The 18373-nt window shown below is 57.1% G+C and carries 11 protein-coding genes and 1 tRNA gene; 7 read left to right on the top strand and 5 right to left on the bottom strand.

All coding sequences use genetic code 11. From position 1 onward, the window contains the following. Positions 1-14 precede the first annotated feature (14 nt). From AC0L37_RS09250 to AC0L37_RS09240, 3 genes are read left to right on the top strand one after another with little or no spacing between them, the layout of a single operon-like run. On the top strand, positions 15-2480 hold the full coding sequence (locus AC0L37_RS09250) for a hypothetical protein (RefSeq protein ID WP_282221337.1): 2466 nt from the start codon (positions 15-17) through the stop codon (positions 2478-2480). A 4-nt stretch (positions 2481-2484) separates the two neighbouring features. Next, positions 2485-5595 carry an alpha-mannosidase gene (locus tag AC0L37_RS09245; RefSeq protein WP_282221338.1) on the top strand — a complete coding sequence of 1037 codons (3111 nt, stop codon included), beginning with the start codon at positions 2485-2487 and terminating at the stop codon, positions 5593-5595. Further along, positions 5592-6701: a CehA/McbA family metallohydrolase gene (locus AC0L37_RS09240; protein ID WP_282221339.1), complete on the top strand. Its 1110-nt coding sequence runs from the start codon at positions 5592-5594 to the stop codon at positions 6699-6701. Before AC0L37_RS09245 ends, AC0L37_RS09240 begins: the two co-directional genes overlap by 4 nt. 295 nt (positions 6702-6996) lie before the next feature. Here the strand turns inward: AC0L37_RS09240 and AC0L37_RS09235 are convergent, their stop codons facing one another. The 3 genes from AC0L37_RS09235 to AC0L37_RS09225 all read right to left on the bottom strand — a co-directional run bounded on the left by AC0L37_RS09235 (position 6997) and on the right by AC0L37_RS09225 (position 9612). Beyond that, a complete protein-coding gene (locus tag AC0L37_RS09235) occupies positions 6997-7218 on the bottom strand; it encodes a hypothetical protein (RefSeq protein ID WP_282221340.1) in 222 nt (73 codons plus the stop codon). A gap of 788 nt (positions 7219-8006) precedes the next feature. Continuing rightward, a tRNA-Thr gene (locus AC0L37_RS09230) sits at positions 8007-8082 on the bottom strand. 102 nt (positions 8083-8184) lie between these two features. Then, complete coding sequence (locus tag AC0L37_RS09225; RefSeq protein WP_282221341.1) at positions 8185-9612, bottom strand: mannose-1-phosphate guanylyltransferase/mannose-6-phosphate isomerase; 1428 nt, start codon at positions 9610-9612, stop codon at positions 8185-8187. 441 nt (positions 9613-10053) lie between these two features. On the opposite strand from AC0L37_RS09225, the gene cysD reads away from it, so the two are divergent. Together cysD and cysN are read left to right on the top strand one after the other, a co-directional pair. Next, the gene (cysD, locus tag AC0L37_RS09220) at positions 10054-10962 is read left to right on the top strand and encodes a sulfate adenylyltransferase subunit CysD (RefSeq protein WP_473315283.1); all 909 of its coding nucleotides are present in this window, start codon (positions 10054-10056) and stop codon (positions 10960-10962) included. Next, on the top strand, positions 10962-12851 hold the full coding sequence (cysN, locus tag AC0L37_RS09215) for a sulfate adenylyltransferase subunit CysN (RefSeq protein ID WP_282221342.1): 1890 nt from the start codon (positions 10962-10964) through the stop codon (positions 12849-12851). Before cysD ends, cysN begins: the two co-directional genes overlap by 1 nt. Before the next feature lie 253 nt (positions 12852-13104). Here cysN and AC0L37_RS09210 read toward each other — a convergent pair whose 3' ends face one another. Further along, positions 13105-14517, bottom strand: a complete 1413-nt coding sequence (locus AC0L37_RS09210) for a phosphohexomutase domain-containing protein (RefSeq protein ID WP_282221343.1) — start codon at positions 14515-14517, stop codon at positions 13105-13107. 399 nt (positions 14518-14916) lie between these two features. Then, a complete protein-coding gene (galU, locus tag AC0L37_RS09205; RefSeq protein ID WP_282221344.1) occupies positions 14917-15816 on the bottom strand; it encodes a UTP--glucose-1-phosphate uridylyltransferase GalU in 900 nt (299 codons plus the stop codon). A gap of 492 nt (positions 15817-16308) precedes the next feature. Between galU and AC0L37_RS09200 the strand changes: the two genes are divergently transcribed. Together AC0L37_RS09200 and AC0L37_RS09195 are read left to right on the top strand one after the other, a co-directional pair. Then, positions 16309-16662 (top strand): hypothetical protein, encoded by a 354-nt coding sequence (locus AC0L37_RS09200; protein ID WP_282221345.1) that lies wholly within the window; start codon positions 16309-16311, stop codon positions 16660-16662. Positions 16663-17024: 362 nt separating this feature from the next. Continuing rightward, on the top strand, positions 17025-17822 hold the full coding sequence (locus tag AC0L37_RS09195; RefSeq protein WP_473315273.1) for a sugar transferase: 798 nt from the start codon (positions 17025-17027) through the stop codon (positions 17820-17822). Positions 17823-18373 lie beyond the last annotated feature (551 nt).

Genomic DNA, 18373 nt, shown 5'->3' with positions numbered 1-18373 from the left:
ACCAAGGCCTACCCATGTCGACGCCATTGCTGTCCATCGCTCGAGGCGACAGCCTCACTGCCTGGGAACTTTCTCCGGTCGAGGCGCACTATTTCCCCGGCGAGCCGGCGCCCGCAAACGACCCGCAAAACTACAAGTACGTCAACGGCTTCGTCGACGTAGGGGACCTTCCGTGCCGCGCTGCGACCTGGAAAGACGTGGCGAGCCGCGCAGTTGTTTTGCGGACCGACTGGCCGGTCGAGGCGCTGTACCTGCCAGGCAATAACCGACGGGTAGAGTTCAGCCAGTTCCGTCATCGCCCCACCAGGCTTGCGCGTTGGTGCCGTACCCGCATCGCAGCGCCACAAAATCGCTATTGCTCATTCCGCTTGCACACGCGCGGCGGGGTGCACATCTGGGTTGACGGCGAGCTGGCAGGACGGTTTGAACCGTTCACCCGCAATACTGACCAGCAGACCGTTGTTCACCTGCCGATCAGGGCAGCTGGTAGCGAAGTCATTGTCCTGACGGAGGATATGGCCGAGCGCGACACCAACTGGTTCTTCGAACTGGTGCTGCTCGACAGCGTCGCGCTTGATGTCTTCCTGCCCGGCGCCAAGCTGGGCGCCGATGTTGAAGCACTCAAGGCATTGTCTAGCCAGGTGAGGACACGCGGCGACGTGGTCGAAGCCACCGACGAGGTCACACTGGTTTTTGATACGCCGGTGGCTATCGCCGTAGACATTCACGCTCGACTGGCGTCCACCTCGCATACCCGAGCAACATTCCTTGATCAGAGCTTTCACTTACCCGCAGGCGCCACCGAACTGACATTGTGCAAGGGAGGCGACCTTCCTCAGGGCTATCACGATCTGGCGGTGACCTTTACTGCAGGTGACAGTAATGTGGACCGCAGCATTGGCTGCGCAGTCCTGCACGATGCGACGCCCAAAAAACTTGCAGGTGATCTGGCTAGCCGCAAGCAGCAGGCGCTGGAACATGCGGTTCGCTTTGGCGAAATGCGGATGGGCACCGCGGTTGCGCTGCTGGAGACGGGCCGGGTCGACGACCCGCGGATCCGTCCCATTATCGAAGAGACACTGCTGTCCATGGAGGAGCGGCGCGACTGTTCCGACTTCGTCGCGGTGCCGCTGTTATGGGCCTGGATACGACATGGGTCGGCCTTGCCCGGCGATCTTGCGGAGCGGATCCGCCTCACCTTCACTCAATTCCGCTATTGGGTCGACGAGCCCGGCAATGATGCGATGTGGTTCTGGAGCGAGAACCACGCCTTGTGCTTCCATGTTGCACAGCTCCTTGCTGGTCAGAGTTTCCCTGAAGAGGTCTTTGTCACTTCGGGGCGGAAGGGCGCAGAGCAAGCCGCCTTGGCCACGGAACGGCTGAATTTATGGTTCGACGCAGTCGAAGACGATGGATTGGCCGAGTGGAATTCGGCCGCCTATTATCCAGTCGACTTCATCGGTCTGCTGACGCTTGCTGAGTTGGGTCCCGCGTCAATCGCCGCGCGCGCATCGGCGCTTAGTGACCGCATCTTCACCATGATAGCCCTGCACACCCTCGCCGGGGTCCCGGCAGGGTCAATGGGACGCGCTTACGACAAGGAGTTGCGCGCCGGGCCATTGACGGAGTTGGCGCCGTTTGCGGCCGTCGCGTTCGGGCAGGGCTGGCTCAACAAGGGCGTGGCCTCGCTGCCGTTGTTCGCTGCCAGCCGATATCAGCCGCCCTCGAGCATTGCCACCTACGTCGAGCCTGCGCAGGGGCAAGTTGTCAGTGCGCGCTATTTCCAGGGCTATGGGCCAGCGGCCTTGCTTAACCTCTACAAGACCAGACACATCCAGCTCTCGACCAATAGCGGCGCCAACGCAGGCGGCTATGGCCACCAGCAGCACGTGCTCGATCTGCGCTTTGCCAGCCACCCCATGGCCCGCAGCTGGCTAAACCACCCCGGTGAAGACGATCCGTGGGGGCAGCAGCGCCCGTCTTACTGGGCAGGCAATGGCGCTCTGCCACGTGTCGGACAGCATGAAAACGTTGCTCTGGTCCACTATCGCCTAGGGCAAGGCGAACGGTTGCAGTTCTCCCATGTGTACGCCGCACGTTCCGGGCTGACCCACACGCTGTCGGGCGATACGCTAATCCTGCAGGGCGGCGAGGGTCTTGTCGCCTACAAGGCAACCGGGCCGCTTGAAGCGATCGAAGCGGGGCCGGGGCAGGGCGTTGAATATCGCTGCCATGGCGCGCAGCATGGCTGGGCCATTATTGTTGCTCAAGGCCAGTCGCTGCAGGTTTTCACCCGCTATGTTGAGCAATGTCAGCTGACCTTTGATGGGGCCGATGTTCTTGTGCTGCGACGCCCCTCGGTTTCAGAACTGGTGCTTGACTGGCAACAGGGTCTGTTGATCGATCAAGTCGCTCAGACCTCGCCCAATTCCGGCGTTGAGCCAGAAATTGCCGTCACCCAACTTCGTGTTCAGGAATAGTCTGATGCGTATCGAGAAACTCGACCACCTCCTGAGCCGTCTGCAGCAGAAGATTTTCTCCCCCATGGATGTGGCCCTGCCGCTACGGTTCCGGCGCGGTCTGCCCGAAGAGCGGGCGGAGATTGTTACCCAGGCTCCGAACGCCTGGGAGCAGGTCGAGCCGTCTCTGGTCTGGGGTGAGCCGGAGAGCTACTTCTGGTTCGCGACGTCGGTCGAACTGCCGGACGCGGCCAGGGATCGCCGTGTCTACCTCAAGGTGGATGCACAGTTCGGCAACACCCGCGGTCGTTCTGATCCCCAATGCCTGGTCCGCGTTAACGGCAAGATCGCCCAGGGCGCCGATGGCAATCACCGCGAATTGCTGCTGACGACAGAGGGTAAACCTGGAGAGCGCTTCGACATCCTGCTTGAAGCCGGCACGATCGAAGACCGGCGCCAGCATGGCATGGCCATGTCATTGATGCTGCACGACCCGCTGGTTGAACAGGTGTTCTACGACCTCAGCGTCCCACTCAATGTGGCGCGGCTGCTTGCCGCCGATGACGCGCGGCGACACTTCATCCTCAACACGATTGACGACGCGCTCAAGGCGATTGATTTCCGCCCCGGCGATGCAGCGCGGTTTACAGCGTCGTTGCGGCAGGCCGAACAGTTGGCCAAGGCCATCTATGAGGCCGATGATTTTGAGAACAAGCCGACTGTCACCGTGACCGGCCACACCCATATCGATGTCGCCTGGCTTTGGCGTATTCGCGAAACGCGGCAGAAAATGGCACGCTCCATGGCGACCGCACTGGCGCTGATGGAGCAATATCCCGACTACCAGTTCATGTACAATCAGGGCGTCCTGCTCGACTATCTGTCAGAGGATTATCCCGAGCTGTTCGAACGGCTGCAGGCGCAGGTAAAGGGCGGGCGCTTTGAGATCGAGGGCGCGCTGTGGCTGGAGCCCGACGCCAACATCACCAATGGCGAGTCTTTTGCCCGGCATATCCTGCATGGGGTGGCCTATCACGAGCAGACCTTTGGCGTGACGCCCAGGATCTTCTGGCTTCCCGATACATTCGGCTATTCAGCAGCGCTGCCGCAGATGATGAAACTCTCCGATGTAGATGTTTTTGTCACCCATAAGCTGAGCTGGAATGACACCAACCGCATGCCCAATGAGACGTTCCACTGGGAAGGCATTGATGGCAGCACCGTTGCCGCTTATTTCCTGACGACGCAGCCCTACACGGCCAATGGTTTTGGCACTACCTACTGCCCGGACCTCAAGCCCACCCATGTGATGGGCACGTGGCGGCGCCACAGCCAGCAGGATCTCAACAGCGAACTGTTCCTGGTTTACGGCCATGGGGACGGGGGCGGCGGCCCTACACGCGAAATGCTGGAGAACATCCGGCGTATGGAGAAGGGTATTCCGGGCTGCCCGGCCGTCCGGCACGAACCCATGCGCCCCTATTTCGAGCGCCTGCTCGCCCGCATGAATGCGCATCCCGATGATTTTCCTACATGGGTGGGCGAACTTTATCTCGAATACCATCGTGGCACACTGACTTCGGTTGCCAAGAACAAGCGCTATAACCGTTTGGCCGAACAGGCCCTGCGCGAACTCGAAGTGCTCGCTGTGCTGGCGGAGCGAAATCTGGACCGGCCATACCCGGCTGCGGAACTGCACGATTTGTGGCGCATCGTTCTGCTCAACCAGTTCCACGACATTTTGCCCGGCACCTCCATCGGCGCCGTGTTCGAGGATAGCGATCGCGACTATGCCCGCTTCTTCAGCCAGGCAGAGGCAATGCGAACCGACCTGACGGCGCGCCTGACCCGACAGGACAAGCATGGCATTTTCAACGTGCTGGGTCGGCCGCGCGACGGGCTGCTTGAGATAGCCGCTGATCAGCCGCAGCTGGTAACCCTAGACGGTCAACAGCGCGCTACTCAGCGCATCTGCCATGCCGATGGCAGCATCAGCCAGGGCGTGCCGGTTCAAGGTCTGGCGCCCACCAGTGTTACTCCGGTCGGGCTCGTGCCGGGCACGGCCGCCGCCGGGCTGACTGACTTGAGTGTGTCGGAACGACATCTGGAAAACGCGCTGATTTCGGTCCGTTTGGACGACAAGGGCCGCATCGTGTCGCTGTTCGACAAGCGTTGTCAGCGTGAGACCATCATCGCTGGCAGCCCCGCTAACCGGCTGCAGGCCTTTCGCGATACCCCGGTCGAATATGACGCCTGGGACATCGATGAGAGCTTTGAGGATCAGATCTGGGAGATCGACAATCTGGTTTCATTGGAAATCGTCGAGACCGGTCCCTACCGCGCAGCGCTACGTCTTGAATGGCACTATGAAGCCTCCCGAATTGTGCAGATCGTGGCGCTGGAAAGCGGCAGCGAACGTCTTGATATTGAAAATTTCATCGACTGGCATGAACACGACACCCTGATAAAGTCCGCATTCCCACTCGATCTGGTGGCGCGCGAAAGCACCGCCGAAATCCAGTTTGGGCATGTGCGTCGTCCCACCCATCGCAATACATCCTGGGATCAGGCGCGCTTTGAAGCCGTGATGCATCGCTGGATGGATATGTCCGAACCTGACTTCGGCGTCGCTTTCTTCAATGACTGCAAATATGGCTATGACGTTCGCGGCAGCACGGTGCGCCTGACCCTGTTGAAGTCACCCACCTATCCCTGGGCCCAGGCCGATCAGGGTGAACACCGCTTTAGCTATGCGCTGTTCGTGCATCACGGCCTGCTGGCGAGCGACATACCGGCCCGAGCCGAGGCCTACAATCTGCCACTCAGGCTTGTCGCCGGTAGCGCTGAAGCTACCAGCAACATGCAGCCACTTGTTCAGGTCGATGGTTCTGGCGTTACCCTTGAAGCCATCAAGAAAAGCGAGACTGGCGACGCCATCATCGCCCGTCTATGGGAAACCCATGGCCGGCAGGGCGAGGCTGTTGTTCACCTGCCAATCGGGACGCAATCGGTCGAGATCGTCAATCTGCTCGAGCGCGCGCCTGAGCCTGTGTCCATCGAAAGTGAAACCGTCCGGTTACGCTTGGCGCCGTTTCAGATCGTGACCCTGCGCCTGACCATGGCGGATGCGCCATGATCCCGCCCATTCCAGAAACCTTGCCGCCGCTGGCCAGTCACATCGATGGTGTCTGGCTCAAGGGCGACTGGCACATGCACTCGCGCCACAGCAAGGATTCCTCGAACAATCCTCAAGCCAAGATCATCGGCTTTGCCGAGAAGATGGGTTTTGACTATTTGGCGATCACGGATCACGACGTTCATGTGCAGGGCGCCGTCGCGCAGCATACTTGGGCAGATCCCGAATTCAGATCCGACACCGTCCTGCTGTTCTACGGTGCCGAACTCACCGCCTGCCGCGGGCACATCAATATTCTTTCCGCTGAGCCCTATGATCACCAACGCGTTTTCGATCACCGCGATGACCGTGACTGGAACATCCTCAAGCTCAAGCAGGAGCTGGGGATCCACATGTCGGCGAACCATCCCAGCACCAAGAACCACTACGGCTACTCTTTCGATCTCGCCGACTCTGTGGAGATATGGAACACCAGCGTCTGGCCCAAGAATGTGCCCGGCGTGCGGATCTGGGACGACATGCTGAAGTCAGGGCGGATGCTGGGCGCGCGCGGCGGTAGCGATAGCCATCATGGTGTCCCCGACACCCCTGAACAGATTACCCCGCTGAGCATTGAAGCCACTGGCAATTATGTCGGGACCCCAACTACCTGGGTCTTTGCCAAGTCACGCAGCAAGCAGGCGCTGCTCGAGGCTTTGGTTGCAGGGCGGGCTTCAGTCAGCTCCAACCCCTATAATCCGCGTGTCGAACTCTGGGCCGATCATGATGGCGACGGCGTGATGGACATGATGATGGGCGATAACCTCAAACCCACCGGGCGGCCAGTGACGTTTGAAGTGCGGCTGGTTGGCGGCGGCATTGCGGGTGCCTGTTACAAGGTGCGGGTGATCAAAAATCGCGACGATTTCGGTAGCTTCATCACCGATGCCGATATGCGTTCGGGGCAGTTTATCGATACGCCGGCGACCGGAGAACGGAATTACTACCGCGTGGAAATCGAAGGCCCGCAGGCCCCATACCCCGAAGTTCCAAACTCCATGGCCCAGAGCCAGAATATGGTCGCCCTCTCAAATCCGCTCTATTTCAACTATGACCCCAGCTTTTAGGGATGCCCATGGCGCATTGAAACTGCGTCTTTCATAGGCCTATTGGGGGCACAAGGATGCCCATCGGGCTGGTTTCGGGGCTTTGTGGCGCTGACCAGGAGCAAGCGAATAGGCGTTGTATGGTAATGAGCAGCCAACGAGTGCGGTTTTTGGCGTCAGGTTCAGCGTGTTCGACTGCCCAGATTTGTCGTTGGGCGTTTGTGAGTGGACCATTAGCTTTCACAATTTGTGAAAGTGATATTCGCACGGGCGGCGGTCAAAATCCTTTGGCAGCAGCGACAAAGCGTAATGCTTGTCAGGAGTTTTCGTTAAAGGCCTGTATGAAACGTGCAACGACCTCTGGGTTGGCATTAGATGCCTGCTGTGGACGGACAAGGCTGTGCTCGGGCTCAATCATCGTTTGGGACTGTTGCTTGTTTCGTTTGGTGATCGCCAAGATAGCTGCCGTAAACAGAATTGCCGCGGCAGCGACGGTGAGAGTGAGCAGGCTGGCCCAATTTGTGAGTTGATTGTCCATGACGCGAACATATGCCCAACCATCTGGCGATCAACTAAACTTGCAAATTAAGCTTACCATTGCTGGACCACGTTGCGCCGATTTATCTTGGTGTAAGGCCCGCCCGACGTCATGCACCGCATTTCGTGCGAGTAAATTGCATAGATTGCTGGGTTTGAGGGAGCAGCTGACCGACATTCTGCCAAGCTAACTGCACCCTAGTAGTTGGCGCCCCGCGTCCTCAGTATTCTTCGGGCTTGGGTTCTCACTTGGCGAACGCGGCTCGTGCGCTCAATTCCCGCATTTGGACTGGGCTCGTTGATATCGAGCGATAAAAGCCATTCATCCAAGCGCAACTTGAGATACCTTTGGCCTGCCTTGGACGCTGTTATCGAGATCGGGACGACGGGGCACACAGAAGCGAAGGTTCCTACTGAGAGGCCGCAGTAAGAAGCGGCCATTTGCTGGCTCATCGCCGCCGGCCAACCGGGCAGTTCTGACGGCTCAAATTTGATGGTCACCGCTTACTCTCCTCTCCACTGATGCCGTCGACGTTCTGTTCGTTACAGCCAGCCTCTCCCAAGGCTACTGGCGCAAATTCGGCGAACTTGGTGTCTGCACGCAGCCGCCACGCTAAGGCTATCAGTTAGAATACAGTCATTCACAATCAAGATCGCAAAAAGCATGATTTGAGGCCGTGACACAGGATCCGTGCACTATCGGTGAAACTGCTACCTATCTGCGGTGACAGACGCGCAAATACCACCGCCGGCATGATGCAGGCAAGAAAACCAAAATGTAGGGACTTGTGGTGCCGACAACAGGGTTCGAACCCGTGACCCCCTGATTACAAATCAGGTGCTCTACCAACTGAGCTATATCGGCACGGGCCGTCGTTTAGCATCGAAGTGCTTGCCCTGCAATGGGGCAGGGCGAGCATTATTGCCCTAAGAATACTTGGCTGTCGTCGATACTGCAGCGATGCGCTCAAGCACGACCAAACTCGTCCTCAATGCGAATGATGTCGTCTTCACCCAGGTAGGACCCCGTCTGCACTTCGATCAACTCGAGTTCGATCTTTCCAGGGTTAGCAAGCCGGTGGGTACAGCCAAGTGGTAAGTAGATCGACTGGTTTTCACTTAGTGTTGTAACCACTCCGTCGATTGTCACATCGGCTGTGCCTCGAACCACAATCCAATGTTCTGCACGATGATGATGCTTCTGCAGGCTCAGTTTTTTACCTGGTTTAACGAAGAGCCGTTTGACCTGGAAACGATCGCCCGCCAATATTGAGGAATACCCACCCCAAGGGCGGTATGCTGTCTTATGGATTTCTGTGAGACCTGATGTTTTTTTGTCGGCGCGAAGCACTTTGACCATTGCTCCGACCTTCTGTGCCTCCGACAACTTTCCAACATAGATAGCGTCATTGCTTGCTATGACAGCGACATTGTCCAGGCCATCAACAGCCACATGTGCGTGGTCGGTTACAACGAGTGAGTTGGAAACGTCATTCATCGTAACGTTGCCCTGACTTGCATTGTTGTTGGCATCTTTCGAACTGGCTTTCCAAACTGCATCCCAACTGCCCAAGTCAGACCAGCCGAAGTTGACTGGTGTCACCATCGCAAGCTTGGTCTTCTCAAAGATGGCGTAGTCAACCGATATGTTGGGAGCTTGTGAAAAGCTTGCCTCGTCAAGACGTACGAAATCCAGATCAGATTTGGCCGTTGTCACAGAGGCCTCAGCTGCAGAGAAAGTTTCAGGGGCCAGACTTGCGCATTCGCGCATAAAGGCGCCCGCGCCGAGCATGAACATCCCTGAATTCCAGAAGTATCCGCCTTCTGCTAGCATTTGCTGGGCACGCTTTAGGTCAGGCTTCTCGACAAAAGCATCAATTGGTTTCGCGCCGTCACCCGGGGAAGCATTTGCTTTGATATAGCCGTAGCCAGTCTCAGCATGTGTAGGCACAAGGCCAAATGTGACCAAACTGCCGTTTCGGGCAGCGTGTGCCGCATGCTGAATGGCGTGGCGGTAGCCTTCATCAATGGACACATCATGGTCAGAGGGTAAGACGAGCATGATTGCTTCTGGGCCAAAGCTGGCACTCACAAAGGCCGCGGCCGCGGCAATGGCGACGGCGGTATTGCGTGCGAGCGGCTCGAGAAGTGTAGCGTGCAGTGCCAGTTCGAGTTCTGCGGCCTGTTCCGCTACAATGAATCGGTAGTCTGCATTGGTAATTACCACCGGCGGTGCGTAGACCGACTGGTCGTTGACGCGCTGCAGCGTCTGCTGGAACAAGCTGACGTCGCCGACCAGAGACAGGAACTGTTTTGGGCGTGCAGCTCGAGACATCGGCCAGAGCCGAGTGCCCTGTCCACCCGCCAGAATGACTGGAACGATCAAATCCGACATCAATTAAATCCCCGGCTCAATTAACAATTAGATGCGGCGTCAATTACCATTCAAAGTAATTTTATTGAAGTCGGGCGTGCCGAAAAACACAATACTGATTAATGCCCCAACGCGCTGTGAAACTGTCTGAATAGGCAGATTTGCATCTGGTGCATGGCTCGCCGATGAGAACGGAATTGAGCGGAGGCAGGCCAACCGAGGTTGAAGCTGGTTCCATAAACTTTTTTCTCCTCAGCGGTGTTCGCACGCACTTTCCTGCGCATGTACGAATTGCTCGCAGTGTTCAATGGCGGGTAACGCAAGTCGTTGAGTTTATTGTGCCTTTCGGCCCAAAGCGGCGTCGCTTTCAGGCCATTTCGCCTTGATCGAAAAATCCATGCAGCCTACCAACTGGCCGTGTTCAGGCTACTCGTGGCGGCCTGTCGATTGGAGTTGATAGCGTTGCTAACTGGTGCACTAACCCATTTGCAGTCTCTCGAGGCTGAGAGCATTGAGATTTTGCGGGAGGTTGCCGCCAGCTTTGAGCGGCCGGTGATGATGTATTCGATCGGTAAGGATTCCAGCGTTCTGCTGCATCTGGCGCGCAAGGCGTTTTATCCCTCCAAGATCCCGTTTCCGCTGCTGCATGTGAACACCACCTGGAAGTTCGCCGAGATGATCGCGTTTCGCGATGCGATGGCGGACAAGCATGGCTTCGAGCTGATCAGCCATACCAATCCCGAGGGTCTGGCGGCCAATATCAATCCGTTCGAGCATGGCTCCTCGCGCTATACCGACATCATGAAGACCCAGGCGCTGCGTCAGGCGCTCAACGCCGGGCAGTATGATGCCGCGATTGGCGGGGCGCGGCGCGACGAGGAGAAGAGCCGGGCCAAGGAGCGCATCTTCTCGCACCGCAATGCCAGCCATGCCTGGGACCCCAAGAACCAGCGGCCCGAGCTGTGGCGGGTGTTCAACACGCGGCTGAACCCCGGCGAGAGCATGCGGGTGTTCCCGATCAGCAACTGGACCGAGCTGGACGTGTGGACCTATATCTATGCCGAGGGGATCGAACTGCCCTCGCTGTATTTTGCCAAGCCCCGCCCTGTGGTGGAGCGCTCGGGCACGCTGATCATGGTCGATGACGCGCGCATGCCACTGGAGCCGGGCGAGACTGCGCGCATGGAAATGGTGCGGTTCCGCACGCTGGGCTGCTATCCGCTGACCGGGGCTATCCGCTCCGATGCGGCCGATCTGGCCTCGATCATCATGGAGATGCAGGCCAGCCGGACCTCGGAGCGCGAAGGGCGGCTGATCGACAGCGACAGCGTGGGTTCGATGGAAAAGAAGAAGCAGGAAGGGTATTTCTGATGGATATCTCAGTGACACCCGATACCGATATCGCCCTGTGGCTGCGCCAGCAGACCGACAAGTCGATGCTGCGCTTTCTGACCTGCGGCAGCGTAGACGATGGCAAGTCCACGCTGATCGGGCGGCTGCTCTATGACAGCCAGCTGATCCTGGATGACCAGTTGGCGAGCCTGAAAAAGGAAAGCCATAACCGCCATGTGGGCGATGAGGGGATCGATTTCTCGCTGCTGGTGGACGGGCTGACCGCCGAGCGCGAGCAGGGCATCACCATTGACGTGGCCTATCGGTTCTTTTCCACCGACAAGCGCAAGTTCATCGTCGCCGATACGCCGGGCCATGAGCAATATACCCGCAATATGGCGACCGGGGCGTCCAATGCCGATCTGGCGCTGGTGCTGATCGATGCGCGCAAGGGCGTGCTGACCCAGACCCGCCGACACAGCTTCATCCTGTCGCTGATCGGGGTCAAGCATGTGGTGCTGGTGGTCAACAAGATCGATCTGGTCGATTACGATCAGGGCGTGTTTGACCGTATTGTTGCTGAATATCGCGCCTTTGCCGCGCCGCTGGGGTTCAAGACGCTGGAGGCCATTCCGGTCTCGGCGCTGCGCGGCGACAACATGCTGAGCCAAAGCCCGCGCACGCCCTGGTATGATGGCGCAGCGCTGGTGCCCTATCTTGAAGCCATTGATGTCAGCGAAGACCGCAGCGCCCAGCAGTTCCGCTTTCCGGTGCAATGGGTCAACCGGCCCAATCTGGATTTCCGCGGCTTTTCGGGAACGGTGGCGTCAGGCGCCATTGCCGTGGGCGATGAGGTGCTGATTGCCTCCTCGCGCAAACCGGCCGTGGTCAGTCGCATCGTTACCATGGATGGTGATCTGGACCATGCCCAGGCGGGGCAGGCGGTGACGCTGGTGCTTGATCGCGAGGTCGATATCTCGCGCGGCGATGTGCTGTCGCGTCCCGGCGAGACGCCGGAATATTCCAACCAGTTCCAGGCCCGCGTGGTGTGGATGGCCGAGGAATCGGCGTTTGTGGGGCGCTCCTATCTGCTCAAGGTGGGCGCGCAAATGGTGCCGGCCACCATTACCGATCTCAAATTCCGCACCAATGTGAACACGCTCGAGCAGACCGCAGCGACCAAGGTCGACCTCAATGAAGTGGCCACGCTGACCATTGCCACGGACAAGCCCATCGCCTTTGACAGCTATGCCAGCAATGGGTTGACCGGCGGGTTCATTCTGGTGGACCGGCTGACCAATGCGACGCTGGGGGCCGGGACCATCGATTTTGGTCTGCGCCGGGCGCAGAACCTGACCTATCAGTCGTTCGATGTGAACCGCGATGTGCGCGCTGCCATGAAGGGGCAGACCGCCCGCATCGTCTGGTTTACCGGACTGTCAGGTTCGGGCAAGTCCTCGATCGCCAATCTGCTGGAAAAGCGGCTGACCGCCGAAGGCCGCCACGCCTATATTCTGGATGGCGACAATGTGCGGCACGGGCTGAACCGGGATCTGGGCTTTACCGAAGCGGCGCGCGTGGAAAACATCCGCCGCGTGGCCGAAGTGGCCCGGCTGATGGCCGATGCCGGCCTGATCGTGCTGGTCTCGTTCATCTCGCCGTTCCGCAATGAGCGGCGGCTGGCGCGCGAGATTGCCGGCGATATCGACTTTGTCGAGGTCTATGTCGACACGCCCATCGAGGTGTGCGAAGCGCGCGATCCCAAGGGACTGTACAAGCGCGCCCGCGCCGGGGAGATCGCCAATTTCACCGGCATTGACAGCCCGTTCGAAGAACCCAGCCAGCCCGAACTGATCCTGCACGGCGCCGAACACGAACCCACAATCCTGGCCGACCAGCTGCATGCCTGGTTAAGCGGAAATGGATAGACCAACATGGAAGGGAACGGCCGTTTGGAAAACTCTTCGGCTAGTCTTTGCTCATGATTTCATGTTTTAGGCAGCCTCTTACCGGGCAACGCGGCCGTTAGAGCCTGAGAATAGCATCAAGGCTAAAAGCAAAGTTAGTGGATTTCGCTTGTAGGCTGGCGGGAAATTCAGGCCTCAAAAAGCGTCATAGTGTGAACAGCACGAGAGGGGGGTGAAGAGCAGACGATCCATTAGCGATCAACATCTTCTCGATTTACTGCGCTATTCCTATTCTTGCTGCATCCAACCCCCACTGCAGGGCGCTATCAGCTTGGGCGGATGTGCTGGCCTCGACGTAGCATCGTAACTCTGGTGCGTTGCCCGAAGCGCGGTAGTGGACCATGGTGTCGTCTGAGAGGAAGAACTGAAGTCCATCGATCGCTTCCATCCGCACGATTGATCCACGCGCTGCAAAAAAAGCTGTTGCTGACTGTGGAACCATCAACTTCTCCAACAACGCGCTGCTCTTTTGGCTTGAGAAATTTTCCAATCGCCCACTCAGTGCGACGCGCAATGGCAATTGTTTGACCAAGTCTGAGATTGAGCATGATTGTTCTGCTGCCAAAGCAAAAACCCCAATCAATGGCAAGATGGCGTCACGCGTCATAAGGGCGGTCAGTTGGGTTTCGCCGTCAGTGGCAAGATCATTTCCCAACAGCGTCCCTCCATTGGCTTCGAAGCCAAAGACACGGTGTCCGCCGCTCGCCAACGCTTTCTCCATCCCTTCGATGACGAAGGGTGAACCTACTTTTGTACGGATCACAGTTGGGAACAGGGCACTCGCTTCGATGGCGGTGTTGGAGGTGACTGGCGTTACCACTGTGTCAGCTTTAAAGAACTGAGCCGCCAACAGTCCCAAAACATCGCCACGAACGAACTCCCCCTGATTGTCCATCAAGAGTGGTCGATCCGCGTCCCCGTCTGCAGATATAATCGCATCAAGGCGGTGTTGCTCGAGCCAACCTGTTAAGGGGGCAAATACCGCATCGGTAAATGCCTCAGTGTCAACGGCCACAAAGTCGTCGACGCGCCCGAGCCTAACGATCTCGGCACCATAAGCCGCAAAGACTTTTGCTAAAGCTTCTCTTCCCGCGCTCGAGTGCTCGTAAACGCCAACTCGCCAGCCCTTCAACGCGTCAGCGCGCAACAATCCGTTGTATCTATTCAGATAGCGATCAAAAGCCGCAGCGGTATTATCCAGCGTGGATGCGGAAATGTCAGAAAATCGAAAGTCCCCTAATTGCCGTATAATACCGGTTTCGTCCTCCTTGCTGATCTCTCGGGCGGCACGGTAAAACTTCAGCCCGTTGCGATCAGCAGGAATATGACTGCCAGTAATCATGAGGCTTGGGGAGCCTGCCGCCATAGCATGTAAGGCAAGTGCGGGCGCTGGCAATACGCCACAATCAACAACTTCAATACCCAAGGCTGATGCGGCATTTGCGCAGTCTGCAAGTATGGTTGAACTGCTCGAACGCAGGTCTCGACCAAGATACAAAGTATCAGCAGCTTCGCCAATCTGGTCCAGATGGCGCAAGAACGCAGTCGTATAGCGTCGCGCCTCTGTTCCGATGAGGTCTGTAGCCAGGCCTCGCAATCCACTGGTGCCAAATTTGAGGCTGGTCATGTGTTCCACGGCCCATATTCATTGATGCACAGGTACTTACCAAAGAGCCCAGGATGCGCAAAGAGCGATATCCAGATGTAGACTTTGATTGCTCACACGCCAGGTAGAACCATCTGCGCGGTGCCAGTGGTTTCGATATTCGGCTTTGAGCGGCATCACCTGAGTATTTCTCTAAAATGACCTTGTGTTCAGAGCGGCAGCATCGAGAGTTCTGATGCCAGCGGCGATCTATATCGCCAACCAATTTACCCGCCTTTATCGCGTGATCCATTATTCCACCTGAGCACTCAGGTTTTGGATTGGATGAATACCGATGACCATGGATCCATGAGCAAGTCGAGCTTGTGTGCCCGCGTTGGCGTTGCTCGGATGTCCGAACGGCTCCAACGCTGAGGTGCCTCAATGTTCAGCTATTTGATCGCCCAGATTGAGATTGCGCAGTTCCTTGATGAAGCCGTCGCGGATATCGTCCCGGTCTAGGGCGAACAGCACATTGGCCGTCAAAAAACCCAGCTTTGAACCGCAGTCGAAGACCTTGCCTTCGTATTTTACCCCGGTGAAACGCTGCTCCTGCATCAGCACCTGCATGGCGTCGGTCAGCTGGATTTCTCCGCCAGCGCCCTTGGCCTGGTCGGCCAGCAGGTTAAAGATTTCCGGCTGCAGAATATAGCGACCCGAAATAAACAGGTTCGATGGCGCCTCTTCACGCTTGGGCTTTTCGACCATGCCATTGATGGTGAAGCCGGTATCGGGGCCCTCCCCGCGCACGACTACGCCGTAGGAGGATACGTCTTCCCACGCGCACTCCTCCACGCCAATAACATTGCCGCCGTTCTGTTCGTCCTCATAGGCGTCGATCATCTGGCGCAGGACACCGGGCTGCGCGCGGAAAATCATGTCGGGCAGCAGCAGGGCAAAGGGGTTATTGCCGACGATTTCGCGGGCGCACCAGACAGCGTGGCCCAGACCCAGCGGTTCCTGCTGGCGGGTGAAGCTGCTGTGGCCGGCCGAAGGCAAATCCTTGCGGAGCTCGTCGAGAGCCTCGGTCTTGCCACGCGCTTCCAGCGTGGTTTCGAGCTCGAACTGGCGGTCGAAATGGTCTTCGATCACGCCCTTATTGCGGCCGGTAACAAAGACAAAATGCTCAATGCCCGCTTCGCGCGCTTCATCGACCGCGTATTGAATGAGCGGTCGGTCCACAACGGTCAGCATCTCCTTGGGCATTGCCTTGGTGGCGGGCAGGAATCGGGTTCCGAGACCGGCTACCGGAAATACGGCCGTTCTGACGCGTTTGGACAAAGGTATCTCTCCGTGCTGATAAACATGAACTATGTTGCGCCAAGTATTACCGAAAAACGGAGCCGCGCAATAATCGAGCATTATTGAATCATGTTGTGGTTAGCGGGGGAGGAAGGGGAGGGCGTCGCCTTTGTTCTTTTCCCTACGATCAATGCTGGCCATTTTTCGTTGGGTAGCAAAGCAACGACGTGCATCGGTTCTCGACTGGATTGTCTGATCCTCAGGTTTCCGCCATTCAAAACGAAGTGAAATTCCGACCTCATCTATGCAGTGAGCGCTTGTCTGTCCTGCAGCTTAAGTGCGCTACAACGAGGTAAACTACCGGGAAGGGCTGTTTCTGGTAATCTGCGGGCAATAGGTAATTGCGCTTCCGAACCTGCTCGCCACCTTACGGTAAACAAGGCCTCAACATCGACTTGACCGAATTCGGCTCCACAGCTATTAGCGAGTAACACCAGCAGTTTGTGCGCGGTGTAACTACAGGAATGTCAGATGCGTAAGCTGATCACGACTATTGCGGCGGCTGGTGTGTTCGGTATGGCAGCCATGTCAACTTCGACCGCTGCCCCCGTTGCAGGCTATGAAGGCCTTTACTCGACTGTGTTTGCATCGTGCACGCTTCCAGCGGGAACGGTGCCGACCTGCGAAACAGCTATCAATGCTTATGCGGGCGCCCTTGCTTCGGCTGTCGATCTGGAAGTGGCCAATGCGTCATTTATCGCCCTTCGCTTGGAAGTTTTTGCCGCTAACGCTGCAGATGAGGATTTTCAGGCTGAAATCGATGCGCTGTTTGAACTCTTGCTGCCAGACTCTGGCGCTCTGGGCAATGCAGCCAGCCCATTTTAGGTAGATCGATGCAAGCGCACGCGTCAGAGGTATCTGACGTGTCGCACGGCGAGCTGGAGGCACTCCGCTAGACCATATGATCGGAGCACCGACGATCGTGCGATCTAGAAGTCGAGCAGAATGGATAATAAGACCGGAATTCTTTGCATTCCACGGCAGCTGCTAATCAATGTAACTGGTATCACTCATTGCAGATGTTTTTTTATCGGTAGTTATAGAGAATTTGTGCAAATTTACCGGTCGCTGGAGCTGAAATTAACCCCCATTGCAGCTCTGCGGATTTTCAATATTGCCGTACATTCTAAATTAGCTATTCTTGTGTGGTGCCAAAAGTAGAGCTTATAGATTTTTAGGTGGGTATTATGGGCAATCACGAATTCGCAAACATTGCCCAGTCGATCAAATCTAGTGATCAGGTAGCAGTGCCGCATTTTTCTGCCGTAGCCTTGCATCCAGTAAAATTTGCTGATGAATACAGAATTACCCTTCATAGTGGGCTGCCGCTCGCGATGAGGTGCGATATCCCGGTGCCACATGTTGAAAACCCGACCTATGGTTTTCAACTGCTGATCAAACGGGCAATTGACCTGTTCGCGTCCGTGCTCGGTTTGGCTTTGCTTACCCCCCTCTTCTTGCTTGTTGCTGTTGCTATTCGCCTCGAAAGCCGGGGACCAGTTTTCTTTAAGCAGCCACGAGAAGGCCTGGATGGCAGCTCCTTTACGGCGTTTAAATTCCGCTCGATGCGCATAGACGAATGCGACGAGACAGGTATCAATCACACGCGATCAGGCGATCCACGCATTACAAAAGTGGGTAGGTTCTTGCGGAGCACGAGCATTGATGAGCTGCCACAACTGATCAACGTAATAAGGGGGGACATGTCAATCGTGGGACCTCGGCCGCATGTTCCCAATATGATGTCTTCCAATCAAACCTATCGGAATTTGGTCTCATACTACGATTATCGTCTTGCTATGAAGCCAGGGATAACGGGCTGGGCACAGGCAAATGGATATAGGGGCGACGCATCCGATCCTGCCTTAGCCCGGGCTCGCGTTGACCATGATCTTGCCTATATCCAAAACTTTTCCGCCTTGCTGGACTTGCGCATTATTGCCAAGACTGTGGTCCAGGAGTTTCTGCGCGGAACTGGTAGCTGAGCGGGAAAACCGCAAAATCCGTCGCGCCGTTGCTGTAGTCAAAACGCATATGTGTTGCCCGGCCGTGCAACGCCATAATGGATCCGCATTCACTTTTCGGGCTGCACGATCATCTTTGCAGCCTTGAGCCATATTGGCGATCCGCTCGAGGTTGTAGCCGACAGCGGATTTGTTGTATTTCAGGTCCAGGTCAGTCAAAGCGCTTGGTAATGTTGACGGCAACGAGTGCGCAGACCGCCTGTTGATCCGGGGGACATGTTGAAGAGTCTGATCCTGCAGGTCCCGCTCAACCTGGTAGGTGCCTGCATAGAGGGCAAAATCTAGGGCCACTCGAATTTGATACGGTTACTGGGATTTTCGCTGGGGACCAAACACCTGATGGGAGTACCGCCCGCCAAATTTGCAATAGCATTATCGAGACAGCAGGGCTCAAACGCGACGAAAGCCGTCCGCTGGCAACTGCACAAGGAGGGGTGCATCCCAATGTCTGGGCAGTTGTGGCCGCCTGACTGGTTCTACACCCACGCAGCGCAATACGATGGCGAGCGGAA

This window comes from Devosia sp. J2-20, assembly GCF_055808475.1.
Note: the sequence above shows the minus strand (reverse complement) of the source record. Positions and strands in the feature narration are given on the sequence as shown.